Raw genomic sequence first — 12148 nt, forward strand, 5'->3', positions numbered from 1 at the left:
CGCGGCCCAGCCGTCCGCCCGGCCGTTCAGCGGCGCCGGTGCAGCGCGGGCCGTCCGCACCGCGCGCTCCCGGGTGGCGGCCGGGACCGCGAAGGAGGTCGGCGTGAGCGGCGGGGTGAACCGCTGCCGGACGCAATCTCAGAGTCCTCTGATCCGGGCCCGCTAGCGTCCGGCCCATGGTGCGCGACTACCTCATCCTCGGGGCCGGACCGGCCGGACTGCAGCTCGCCGCTCTGCTGGAACGCGAGGGACGCGACTACGTCGTCCTGGAGCGGGGGAGCGGGCCCGGCACGTTCTTCACCCGCTTCCCCCGGCATCGACAGCTCATCTCCATCAACAAGGTCAACACCGGGTACGGCGACCCGGAACTCGCCCTCCGCATGGACTGGAACTCGCTGCTCACCGACGATCCCGAGCTGCTCTTCACCCGGTACAGCGAGCGCTACTTCCCGGCCGCCGACGACCTCCTGCGCTACCTGCGCGACTTCGCCCGGCGCAGCGGCGTCCGCGTCGAGTACGGCGTCCAGGCCACCCACGTCTCCCGCGACGGCGACGGCTTCCTGGTGCGCGACGACACGGACCGGACCTACCGGGCCCGCCGCCTCGTCGTCGCCACCGGCGTCTCCCTCCCCTACATCCCGGACATCCCCGGCATCGAGACCGCCGAACGCTACACCGACTTCGACACCGACCCGGCCTCCTTCACCAACCAGCGCGTCCTCGTCCTCGGCAAGGGCAACTCCGCGTTCGAGACCGCGGACGCCCTCATGGAGAAGGCCGCCGTCATCCACGTCGCCGGACCGCACTCGCTGAGGATGGCCTGGCAGACCCACTTCGTCGGCCATCTGCGCGCCGTCAACAACAACTTCCTCGACAGCTACCAGCTCAAGTCGCAGAACGCCGTCCTGGACGGCACCGTCGAGGCGATCGAACGGCGGCCCGACGGCGGCTACCGGGTCGAGTTCCGCTACGCCCGCACCAGCGAACGGCTCCGCGAACTCCACTACGACCGGATCCTGGTCTGCACCGGGTTCCGCTTCGACGCCTCCCCGTTCGCCCCCGACTGCCGCCCCGCCCTCACCGTCAACGACCGGTTCCCCGCCCAGACCTCCGCCTACGAGTCGGTGAACGTCCCCGGCCTGTACTTCGCGGGCACGCTCACCCAGCAGCGCGACTTCAAACGGTCCACCAACGGCTTCATCCACGGCTTCCGCTACGGCACCCGCGCCCTGCACCGCGTCCTCGGCGCCCGCCACCACGCCACGCCCTGGCCGTCCCGCACCCTGCCCGCCACCCCGGAGGCCGTCGCCGACGCCCTCGTGGAGCGCGTCAACCGCTCCTCCGGCCTGTGGCAGCAGTTCGGCTTCCTCGGCGACGTCGTCACCGTCCACGACGACCACGCCCAGTACCAGGAGGAGGTCCCGCTCGACTACGTCACCGACGGCGGACTCGGCCCCGCCGCGCACCGGTTCGTCGTCGACCTGGAGTACGGACCCGACCACGACCACGCCGACCCGTTCGACGTCACCGTGCCCCGCGTCCGCGAGAACGACCCCGAACACGCCATGGACTCCACCTACCTGCACCCCGTGGTGCGGTACCACCGCGACGGCGCCCTCGCGGGCACCCACCACCTGGCGGAGAACCTGGAGAACGACTGGGACATCCCCGCCGTCCACCGGCAGCCGCTCGCCGCGTTCGTGAAGTCCTGCCTTGGCTGAGCAGTTCCCCGGCGCCGTCCTCGACCTCCTCGACGCGGCGGGCGACCGCCCCGTCTTCGAGCACGGCGACCGGGCCCTCACCGGCTCCCAGCTCCTCGCCCTCATACGGCGGGTGGCCAACGGCCTGCGCGCCCGCGGCGTCGGCCCCGGCGACGGCGTCGCCCTGCTGCTCGGCGTCACCCCCGAGGCGTTCGCCGCCGTCCTCGCCGCGCACACCGTGGGCGCCCGCGTCGTCGGCGTACGCCCCGGACTCACGGCACACCAACGGCACCACCTGCTCACCGGCGCCGACACCGCCTACCGCGTCACCGACCACGCGCGTGACCCGGACGACCCGGCCGACGACGCGCACGGCACCGTCCTCTCCCTGGACGACCTGCTCGCCGCCGAGGACGACGGCCGCCGCCCCCGGATCGCGGCCCGCCCGCACGACATCGCCCGGCTCCTGCACACCAGCGGCAGCACCGGCGTCCCCAAGGCGTGCGCCCAGACCTACGCCGCGCTGACCGCGGGCTGGGCGGCCCACCCCGACCGCTGGCCCCCCGCCATCCGCGAACTCGCCCCGCGCCTGCGCCGGTTCCTCGTCTTCGGCACCCTCGCCAGCCAGGTCATGATGGAGTACGGGCTGCTCGCGCTGGCCGCGGGCGGCACCCTCGTCACCGCCGACGCCCCGGCCTTCCCCGACAGCCTGGTACGGCACCGGGCCACCGGCAGCGTCATCACCGTGGCCCGGCTGACCAGGCTCGTCGCGAGCGTCCGGGCCCGGCCCGTGGACCTCGGCGCCCTGCGTGCCCTGATGGTCTCCGGCTCCCCGCTGGACGCCGCCCGGCTGCGGGAGGCCGCCGACGTGCTCGGACCGGTCGTCTTCCACGGCTACGGCCAGACGGAGACCGGCATGATCTCCATGGCCACCCCCGCCGACGCACCGGGCTCGCTGGGCGTCCCCCCGGTCGACCTGGAGGTGCGGGACGCCACGGGGCGGCCCCTGCCGCCCGGCACCGAAGGCGAACTCTTCGCCCGCACCCCCTCCCAGGGCTGCGGCTACTGGGGCGAACCCGCCCTCAGCGCCGAGGTGTTCACCGACGGCTGGGTCCGCACCCGCGACATCGGCCACCTCGACGGCGAGGGACGGCTCTGGCTGACCGGACGCGCCCGCGACGTCGTCATCGTCAACGCCAACCTGTACTACGCCGGACCCGTCGAGCGGGTGCTCGCCACCCACCCGGCCGTCCGGGAGGCGTACGTCGTCGCCGTCCCCGACGACGACACCGGCGAGGCCGTCCACGCCTTCGTCGTACCCGCGCCGGGCCGGACCCCCCGACTCGGGGAGCTGCGCGCCCTGGTCGCCGCCGAACTGGGCGAGGCCACCGCCCCGACCCGGCTCACCCTCCTCGACGAGGTGCCGCTCACCCCCGCCGGGAAGCCCGACAAACGGGCGCTGGCGGCGCGGGGTCAGCGGACCTGAGGTTCGGGGGGCGCCACCGCCGACCGCCGGTCCGGGGCGCCGCCCCGGGCCCGCTCCCGCCGGTCGATCCAGGACAGCAGCGGCGTCGCCATCACCGTGGTGACGACGGCGACCACCACCAGCGCGCTGAACAGCGCCTGCGTCACGATGCCCGCCGCGAGCCCCAGGTTGAGCGCGATGAGCTGCATCAGCCCCCGCGCGTTCATCAGCGCCCCCACCCGCAGCGCCACCGCCCCCGGCTCCCCGGCCAGCCGCGCCGCCAGCCAGCACGCGCCGAACTTGCCCGCCACCGCCACCGCCACGCACCCCAGGGTCAGCAGCAGCACCGGCCCTGAGGACAGCAGCGCGAAGTCCGTGTTCAGTCCCGAGTAGGTGAAGAACAGCGGCAGGAACACCGTGCCCACCGGTTTCAGCGCCTCCGCCGTGTGGTCGAGGCGCTCCGAGCGCGGGAAGACCAGCCCGAGGCTGAACGCGCCGAACACCGCGTACAGCCCGATCTCGTCGGTGTACCAGGCCACCAGGAACACCGCCCCGACCAGCAGCGGCAGCAGGTTCTCGGGCGCCGCCCGCTCGGTGAGCCGTACGGTGTGGCCGTGCAGGCGCGTCACCACCGCCAGCACCACGACGAGCCCGAGGGCGCCGACGACGGCCAGCGACACCAGCCCCGCGCTGCCCCCGGAGATGCTGAAGACACCCGCGAGCAGCACCCACGCGAGCGCGTCGTCCACGGCGCCCGCGCCGAGCGCCAGCGACCCGTACCGGGTCCCGGCCAGGCCCCGTTCGGAGATGATCCGCGCGAGCATCGGGAACGCCGTCACCGCCAGCGCCACCCCCACGAACAGCGCCGACACCACCAGCGGCACCCCCGGCACCAGCGTGCCCGTCCGCTCGCCGACGGCGGCGATCAGCGCCGCCCCGAGCGCCACCGGCACCAGCACCCCGGCCGCGGAGACCAGCCCCGCCGACCGGGCGACGCCGCGCAGCCGGTCCACCCGGAAGTCCCAGCCGACGTGGAACATGAACGCCACCAGGCCGATCTGCCCCACCACGTACAGGACCGGCCGCAACTCCTCCGGGAACAGGCCCGCCTCCACCTCCGGCAGCAGGGCGCCGAGCACCGAGGGCCCCAGCACCACGCCCGCGAGCATCTCCCCGACCACGGGCGGCTGCCCGACTCGGCTCAGCAGCGCCGCGACGACCCGGCAGACGGCCAGGATCACCACGACGGCGAGGAAGAACGCGGGGGCGAGTTCCGAGGGTGTCACGCGCCGTCTCCCGTGGAGCGGACGACGGGGCACCGGCCGGGCGGGGACTGCTCGAAGTACCGTGCGGCGAGCCGCAGCCGACGGGCGTGCAGCACCATCACCGTGCCGAGCACGAGCTGCCGTACCCCTCGCGTGACGTCCTCCACACCGTCCCGTACCCGCAGGAAGCCCCGCAGCCGCGCGAGCCGGGCGCCGGGCTCGACCCCGCGCGGGACCAGCAGGCAGGGCGCCCGGTGCGGGATGGACCGGGTGTGGGCGACCGGCGAGTCCAGGCGGAAGCGGCGCAGCACCTCCCGGACGGCGGCCCGCAGCACCAGCGGCGACAACCGCCACGCCGGACACGGCCGGTTGGCCGCCACCCCGAACGGGATGTGGTGGACGTCCCGCGCGGACAGCGACGCCCAGCGGTCCGGATCGAACACGTCCGGCCGGTCGTAGCCCGCCGCGTGGTAGTCCGGGTAGCTGAAGCAGACCACCGAGCCGGACGGCAGCGTGGTGCGGTCGTCGAGCGGGATCTCTCCCGTGGTGATCCGGTGCGCGATGCCGAACAGCGGGTACAGCCGCATCGTCTCGTCGAGTACGTGTGTCAGGTACCGGTCGTCCCCCGGGGCGTCCGCGAGCCGCCGCTGCACCCCCGGGTGCCGGGCCAGCGCCAGCAACAGGTGCGCGGTCGCCTCCGACAGCTGCACGACGGCCGTGTTGAAGAACGTGCCCTGGAGGTAGAGGACCTGCTCCTCCGGCGACAGCGAGGACGGCAGCCGGTGCGGCACGTCCCCGGCCGCCAGCCGCTCGCGCAGGTACGCCGTCAGCCGCGCCCGGCGCCGCGGATGGCGCAGCCCGGTGCACTTCAGGGCGCTGATCACGTCCTCGGCGTGCGCGGTGATCAGCTCCCGGGCGCGCGGCGGGCACGGCTCGTGGAACACCAGCCCGTAGCAGAACTCCGCCCAGGCGGGCATCACCAGGTCGCGCAGCCGCACCAGGCTGACCCGGTCCGCGGGCAGCGTGTCCAGCACTCCGGCGACCGCGCGGGTGGCCGCCGCCGCCAGGTCCGCCGAGCCGCCCGCGAGGATCCGCCGGGTCGTCCCGGCCACCTCCTCGTACCGCGGCCCGGGTTCGAGGTGCTCCTGGTGCACCTGGGGCCCCGGCGACAGCCAGTACCAGAACAGGTCGGACAACCCCGCCCCGGCACTGCGGCCGTTGGCGGCCGGATGGGCGTACACCCGCTCGAACACCTCGGGGCCGTACGCCGCGCTGGGCAGCGTCAGCGCCCGGTCGCCGTTCACCTTCTCGAAGACGCGCACCCGCAGCGCCACCACGGCGCGCGGCAGCCACCAGGTGTCCGGTCCCCGCCCGCCGCTCACCACGTGCCGCCCCCGCGGACCACCATGTCCGGGGTCAGGTCGGCGTTGCCGCCGCCCCCGCACAGCGCCAGCGTGTGGTCGTAGCCGTCCCGCAGCTCCGCGAGGACCTGCCGCACCCCCGCCTCCCCGTCCGCGGCCAGCCCCCACAGCACCGGACGGCCCACCCCGACCGCCGCCGCGCCCAGCGCGACCGCGACGGCCACGTCCCCGCCCCGGCGCACCCCGCCGTCGAGCAGCACCGGCACCCGGTCCGCCACCGCCCCGACGACGGCGGGCAGGCAGTCCACGGCGGCGGGTACGGTGTCGCACTGCCGCCCGCCGTGGTTGGAGACGACGACCCCGGCCGCGCCGTGCGCGACGGCCAGCAGCGCGTCCGCCGGGTGCAGCACCCCCTTCACCAGCACCGGCAGCGCCGTCACGGCCAGCAGCGCGTCGAAGTCCCGCCAGGACAGCGCCGGGGACATGGGGATGTCGGTGAGGCCGCCCGGCGGGGCGCCGGGCAGGTCCCGCATGTTCTCGGCGGCGTAGCCGGGCGGCAGGTCCGTGAACCCGTTGCGCGCGTCCCGGGCGCGGCGGCCGAACACCGGCGCGTCGACGGTGACCACCAGCGCCGTGCAGCCCGCCGCCTCCGCCCGCCGCACCAGCGCCTCGGTGACCTCGGGGCGCGGGTGCAGGGAGAGCTGGAACCACACGGCCGCGTCGGCGGCCGCCTCCCGCGCCGCCGCGACCACCTCGCCGACCGCGACGGTCGCGGCCAGGCCCGTCACCAGGACGGCGCCCTCGGCCGCCGCGGCGCGGGCCGTGGCCCGCTCGCCGTCCGGGTGCAGCAGCCGGTGGAAGGCGGTCGGCGCGACCAGCACCGGACCCGCCCCGCGGGCGCCCGGCAGGTCGACGGACGTGTCCCGCCGCGCGTTGCCGCGCAGCACCCGGGGCAGCAGCCGGTACCGGTCGAACGCGCGCTCGTTGTCGGCCAGCACGCGCTCGGCGCCCGCGCCGCCCGCCACGTAGTCGTAGCGCACCGGGTCCAGGACGCGGCGGGCCCTGTCGTGCAGCGCGCGCAGCGTCATGGCGCCACCGGGGTGCTCGGGCCGCCGCACCGGGCGGCGAGGAACGCGCGCAGCGGTGCCCGGTGCACGTCCTCGCTGTCCCACTCGTTCTCCAGGTTCTCCGTCAGATGGTGTTCGGCGACGAACTCCCCGGCCCGGTACCAGCGCAGCACCGGATGGAGATAGCGGCCGTCGAGACCCGACGCGTCCCGCTGCGCGGGGCGGACCGTCGAGACGTCGAACGGGTCCACCCGGTCGTGGTCGGCCCCGTACTCCAGGGTGATCACCGCATGGGCGGCCACCTCCCCGAAGTGCCCGGCGCGCACCGCCCCCGGCACCTGGCCGACCGGAACCTCCTCGGCGTAGCGCAGCGTGCCGTCCGGGGCGAGCAGCAGCAGGTCGCCGAGGACCCCGAACTGCTGCCACAGCGCCGAGGACCGGTTGACCCGCTCGATGATCCGGCCGACGGCGCTCTCGGTCTCCCCGCCCAGCTCCGCCACCGGCCAGGGTTCGCCGTGGTGGCGACGGCGCAGCTCCCGGTGCAGGGCGCGCACCGAGTAGCGGAAGCCGTGGACGAAGCCGGTGGTGGACTTCTTGAAGTCGCGGCCCTGCGTCAGCGTCCCGGCGAAGTACAGCTCCGGCACGTTCACCGACTCGCCGACCGCGGTCACGGCGGGGAACCGGCCGTCGACCACCGTCTCGGGCACGCAACTCCCGTCGAACACCGACCCGTCGTAGCGGAACCCGGTCGCCACGATCACCCGGTCGTAGTGGAGGTCCTTCACCACCTCGTCGACCCGCTCGAAGGCCACCGGCACCCGGAAGCCGTCCCCGTCCCGCCGGACCTCCAGCACCCGCCCGTCCAGCAGGGCGTTCTGCGACTTGAGCTGGTAGCTGTCCAGGAAGTTGTTGTTCACCGCCCGCAGATGGCCCACGTAGTGCGACCGCCAGGCCAACCGCAGCGAACCGGAGCCGACCAGGTGGATGACGGCCGCGGTCTCCATCAGGCTGTCGGCCGTCTCGAAGGCGGAGTTGCCCCGCCCGATGACGAGCACCCGCTGGTCGGTGAAGGACTCCGGGTCGGGGTCGAACGTGTCGTAGCGCTCGGCCAGTTCGATACCGGGGACCCGCGGCAGGTTCGGCAGCGGCACCCCGGTGGCCACCACCACGCGCCGCGCCCGCCAGGTCCCCCCGGTGGCGTCGGTCACGGCGAACCCGTCGGCGTCGCGGGCGACCCGCTGCACGGCGGTGCCGTACCGGACCCGGACGCCGGTGCGTTCCGCGAAGTCCGCCAGATAGCGGACCATGTCGTCGGCGGCCGGGAAGTACCGTCGGCTGTACCGGGTGAACAGCAGCTCGGGATCGTCGCTCAGCAGGGAGTTCCAGTCCATGCGCAGCCGCAGCTCCGGATCCGCGTACCCCGTGTGCACCTTGTTGATGGAGATGAGGGTGCGGTGCCGGGGGAAGCGCGTGAAGAACGCGCCCGGACCGCCGCCGCGCTCCAGCACCACGTAATCCGCGCCGTCGCGCTCCAGGAAGGCGGCGAGCTGGAGTCCCGCCGGGCCCGCTCCGATGATCAAGTAGTCGTGCGCCATGGCCCGGAAGCTATCCAGCGGAACTCAGAGCGCTCTGAGATTCCCGGCCTACCGTCCCCGACGTGCTGACCACCGCGGACACCGTCCCCCTCACCGCCCCCCTCGACCCCGCCGTCCTGCGCCGCGCGGCCGGACCGCTCACCGTCACCGTGGACGACGCGGCCCACGCCCGGCTGGAGCGCGGGCGCCGCCGCTTCCGCGCCCTGCGCGACGGCGACGACGGGGAGGGCGGTGGCGGACGGCCGATCTACGGCGCCACCACCGGCTTCGGCGCCCTCGTCGGCTACGCCGGACGGGCCGACGAGGCCGACCAGTGCGACAACACCCTCGCCCACCTCGGCGCCGGACAGGGCCCCGACCTGCCGCACGGCATCGTCCGCGCCGCCCTGCTGGTGCGCGCCCGGTCCCTCGCCCAGGGCCTGTCCGGGGTCTCCGCCGAGGTCGTCGACCGGCTGGCGGACATGTTCGCCACCACCTTCACACCGGCCGTGCCGCGCTACGGCTCCGTCGGCGCCAGCGGCGACCTCATCCCGCTCGCCTACGCCGCCCAGGCGCTCCGCGGCCGGGGGCACGCCTACGTGGACGGTCACCGGATGCCCGCCGCCGACGCGCTCGCCGCCAGCGGACTGCGCCCCCTCGCCCTGGACGGCCGCGACGCCCTCGCCCTCGTCAACGGCACCTCCGTCACCACCGCGGCCCTCGCCCTGGCCCTCGACGCCGTCCGCGCCAGCCAGCGCGCGCTCACCGCCCTGACCTGCCTGCTGGCCGACCTGCTCGGCTGCGACCCCGGCTTCCTCGACGCCGGACTGCTGCGCGCCTACGGCCACCCCGGCGCGGCCGACACCGGCGCCCGGATGCGGCACCGGCTGGACGGTACGGTGCCGTCCGGCGGGCGCCCGCTCCAGGAGCCGTACAGCATCCGCTGCTCCCCGCAGGTACTCGGCGCCGCCGAGGACGCGCTGCGGTACGTCGACGCGGTGGTCGCCGCGGACCTGGCCGGGGTCAGCGACAACCCGCTGTTCCTCCCCGGCGCGGAGGACGCCGGGGGCCCGGACGAGGGGCGGGCGGTGCACGGCGGGAACTTCTTCGGGCAGCCCGCCGCGTTCGCCGCCGACCTGCTCGCCTCCGTCACCGCCCAGCTCGGCAACCTCGCCGAACGCCAGCTCGACCTGCTGGTGGACCCGGCCCGCAACGGCGGCCTCCCGCCCATGCTCGCCACCGAACCCGGCGCCCAGCACGGCCTCCAGGGCGTGCAGCTGGCGACCACCGCCCTCGTCGCGGAGATCCGCCGCTGCGCGACCCCCGCCGCCATGCAGAGCCTGCCGACGAACCTGCACAACCAGGACATCGTCCCGTTCGGCACCCAGGCCGCCCTGCGCTCCTACGACATGGCCGACCTGCTCGCCCTGCTGTGCGGCTCCCTCGCCCTCGGCCTGCGCCAGGCCGCGCACGTCGGCGCCCGACGCCCCACCGCACCCCGGTGCGCCGCGCTCCTCGACACCCTCAGCGCCGAGATCGCCCCGGTCGACCCGGACCGCCCACTGGACGCGGACGTCCGGACAGCGACACGGGCACTCGCCACGCACGCCAGGTCCTGAGCGGGGGATCCGGGGCCGCCACCGCGGGGACCGGGGCCACCGCCGCCCCGATCGCCGTGCCCTCGCCCACCGGTTCCGTGCCCGCCGCGGGCACCGACGTGCTCTGCGGCAACCGGAGCGTGAACCGTGCTCCCTGCCCCGGTCGACCCGTCGCCGCGACCGTGCCGCCGTGGCTGGTGACGACCTCCCGCAGCAGGGCGAGGCCCAGCCCGTACCGGCCGCCGCCGCCCCGGTGGAACCGGCGGAACAGCCGCTCGGCCTCACCGGAGTCGAACCCGGGCCCGGTGTCCGTGACCGCCAGCACCACCGTCGTACCCGAACGGGACAGCGCCACCTCGATCCGGCCGCCCGGCGGGGTGTGCGCGATGGCGTTGGCGAGCAGCTCCCCGACCGCCCGGCGCAGGGCGGAGGCCACCCCGTCGACCCACAGCGGATGCGCGGGGCCGTCCACGCGGACGGTCAGCCCGCGCTCCCGGACCCGTTCCGCCTCCTCCGCCGCGGCCGACCGGGCCAGCGCCACCAGATCCACCCGCCGTACCGCCCGCCACGTCTGCCCGGCCGTGAGAGCGGCCGACGACAGCAGGTCGTCCAGCACCTCACCGAGCCGCCCGAGGGAGGTGACCAGCAGCGCCAGGCCCTCCCGGTGCGCCGTCGGCAGCCCGTCCGCCGACGCCCGGCGCGCCAGCACCTGCGCCCGTGTGTGCGCCCGGGTGATCGGCGCGCGCAGCTCATGGCTGGCGTCGGCGACGAACCGCCGCTGCCGGACCAGCGCCTCGGCCAGCGGCGCCACCGCCCGCCGCCCGAGGACCAGACCGGTGGCGCCCGCGGCGGCCAGCCCCACCAGCTCGGCCACGCTCAGCGCGAACCACAGGTGGCTGCGGTCGGCGAGCTGGGACCGCAGGTCCAGCACGGCCTGCACCACGTCGCCGTCGTCCCGGAGCTGCGTCCGCACCAGGTACACACCGCCCGCGCGCCGCACCGTGCGCTCCACCGGCGCACCGCCGCGCCGCACCCGGTCCAGGTCGGCGTAGACCGGGAACCCGGCCGGCGCGTTCGGCATCACCGCCGCGCCCGGGCCGTACAGCCACAGGCACGCGGGCGGCCGGGCGAGGTCGCCGTGCGCGGCGCCGTAGCGCACCTCACGGCGCACCTGGTCGTCCTGCGCGTGCGTCATCACGGTGTACGCCACCCCGCCGACGACGGTGATCAGCAGGGTGATGATGGCGGCGGTGGTCAGGACGATCCGCCGCCGGGCCCGGCGCACCGCGGCCTCCCCGGTCCGCCCCGGTTCCCTCACAGCGACCCCAGCCGGTAGCCGACCCCGCGGACCGTGCGCACCGCCCTGCGGCCGAGCTTGCGGCGCAGGTAGTACACGTAGGTGTCGACGATGGACGGCGCGTGTGCCTCCTCGAACACGGTCCGGCGCAGCTCCGCCCGCGAGTACACCGTGTCCGGGCGGGTGGCCAGCGCCCACAGCAGCGCGAACTCCCGCGCGGCCAGCGCGACCCGCTCACCGTCCGCCAGCACCACCTCCCGGCGCCCGACGTACAGCTGGCCGGAACCGATCCGCAGCACGTCGGTCGCGTCGAGCGAGCGTCTGCACAACGCCCGCAACCGGGAGGTGAGTTCGTCCAGGTCGAAGGGTTTGGCCAGATAGTCGTCGGCACCGGCGTCCAGCCCGTGCACCCGGTCGGGCACGCTGCCCATCCCGGTCAGCAGCAGCACCGGCGAACGCACCGGACGGGACCGCAGCCGGCGCAGCAGGTCCAGGCCGTTCAGCACCGGCAGCCGCCGGTCGATGACGAGCACGTCGTACCGGCGGGAGAGGCCGAGGTGCAGGCCGCGCTGCCCGTCGGTCGCGACGTCCACCGCGTACCCCTCGTCCCGCAGCACCCCGGTGAGCAGCTCGACCAGCTCCAGGTCGTCCTCGACCAACAGCAGCCGCCAGGGACCCCGCGTGTGTCCGTTCGTCACTGTGCCCTCCCTCGCCGCAGTCTCGGGCCTGTCAACGCCTTTGTGACACACGGGAGTTCCGGTTCCGAGCCACTGGCGGGAAGGACACCGCCCGGTGGACCGCCGACCGTCGGGATCACGCCA

9 protein-coding genes are annotated in these 12148 nt (G+C 75.3%); 3 read left to right on the forward strand and 6 right to left on the reverse strand.

The features are described 5' to 3' along the window. Positions 1-176 precede the first annotated feature (176 nt). Together ABZ659_RS15895 and ABZ659_RS15900 are read left to right on the forward strand one after the other, a co-directional pair. Positions 177-1721: an NAD(P)-binding domain-containing protein gene (locus ABZ659_RS15895; RefSeq protein WP_360219154.1), complete on the forward strand. Its 1545-nt coding sequence runs from the start codon at positions 177-179 to the stop codon at positions 1719-1721. Further along, positions 1714-3186 (forward strand): class I adenylate-forming enzyme family protein, encoded by a 1473-nt coding sequence (locus ABZ659_RS15900; protein ID WP_360219157.1) that lies wholly within the window; start codon positions 1714-1716, stop codon positions 3184-3186. Before ABZ659_RS15895 ends, ABZ659_RS15900 begins: the two co-directional genes overlap by 8 nt. Here the strand turns inward: ABZ659_RS15900 and ABZ659_RS15905 are convergent. Genes ABZ659_RS15905 through ABZ659_RS15920 form a run of 4 tightly spaced genes read right to left on the reverse strand, consistent with a single transcriptional unit; the run spans position 3174 to position 8453 of the window. Beyond that, positions 3174-4451: a cation:proton antiporter gene (locus ABZ659_RS15905; protein ID WP_360219160.1), complete on the reverse strand. Its 1278-nt coding sequence runs from the start codon at positions 4449-4451 to the stop codon at positions 3174-3176. The genes ABZ659_RS15900 and ABZ659_RS15905 overlap by 13 nt on opposite strands. After that, on the reverse strand, positions 4448-5812 hold the full coding sequence (locus ABZ659_RS15910; protein WP_360219163.1) for a cytochrome P450: 1365 nt from the start codon (positions 5810-5812) through the stop codon (positions 4448-4450). The genes ABZ659_RS15905 and ABZ659_RS15910 overlap by 4 nt, the downstream gene beginning before the upstream one ends. Continuing rightward, a complete protein-coding gene (locus tag ABZ659_RS15915; RefSeq protein WP_360219166.1) occupies positions 5809-6879 on the reverse strand; it encodes an alpha-hydroxy acid oxidase in 1071 nt (356 codons plus the stop codon). Before ABZ659_RS15915 ends, ABZ659_RS15910 begins: the two co-directional genes overlap by 4 nt. Beyond that, positions 6876-8453, reverse strand: coding sequence for an NAD(P)-binding domain-containing protein (locus tag ABZ659_RS15920; protein WP_360219169.1), 1578 nt, complete (start codon positions 8451-8453; stop codon positions 6876-6878). Before ABZ659_RS15920 ends, ABZ659_RS15915 begins: the two co-directional genes overlap by 4 nt. A gap of 62 nt (positions 8454-8515) precedes the next feature. On the opposite strand from ABZ659_RS15920, the gene ABZ659_RS15925 reads away from it, so the two are divergent. After that, positions 8516-10051: an aromatic amino acid ammonia-lyase gene (locus ABZ659_RS15925; RefSeq protein ID WP_360219172.1), complete on the forward strand. Its 1536-nt coding sequence runs from the start codon at positions 8516-8518 to the stop codon at positions 10049-10051. Here ABZ659_RS15925 and ABZ659_RS15930 read toward each other — a convergent pair. Both ABZ659_RS15930 and ABZ659_RS15935 read right to left on the reverse strand, forming a co-directional pair. Then, on the reverse strand, positions 9957-11315 hold the full coding sequence (locus tag ABZ659_RS15930; protein ID WP_360219175.1) for a HAMP domain-containing sensor histidine kinase: 1359 nt from the start codon (positions 11313-11315) through the stop codon (positions 9957-9959). The two genes, ABZ659_RS15925 and ABZ659_RS15930, sit on opposite strands and share 95 nt — an antisense overlap. Before the next feature lie 29 nt (positions 11316-11344). After that, a complete protein-coding gene (locus ABZ659_RS15935; RefSeq protein WP_360219178.1) occupies positions 11345-12025 on the reverse strand; it encodes a response regulator transcription factor in 681 nt (226 codons plus the stop codon). Positions 12026-12148: the final 123 nt, after the last annotated feature.

The organism is Streptomyces sp. NPDC006997 (assembly GCF_040635175.1).
Taxonomy (GTDB): Bacteria; Actinomycetota; Actinomycetes; order Streptomycetales; family Streptomycetaceae; genus Streptomyces.

Bases quoted from the DNA above. Each gene is read 5' to 3' on its own strand.
- ABZ659_RS15920 (WP_360219169.1), bottom strand. From the start codon at position 8,453: ATGGCGCACGACTACTTGATCATCGGAGCGGGCCCGGCGGGACTCCAG.
- ABZ659_RS15915 (WP_360219166.1), bottom strand. From the start codon at position 6,879: ATGACGCTGCGCGCGCTGCACGACAGGGCCCGCCGCGTCCTGGACCCG.
- ABZ659_RS15895 (WP_360219154.1), top strand. From the start codon at position 177: ATGGTGCGCGACTACCTCATCCTCGGGGCCGGACCGGCCGGACTGCAG.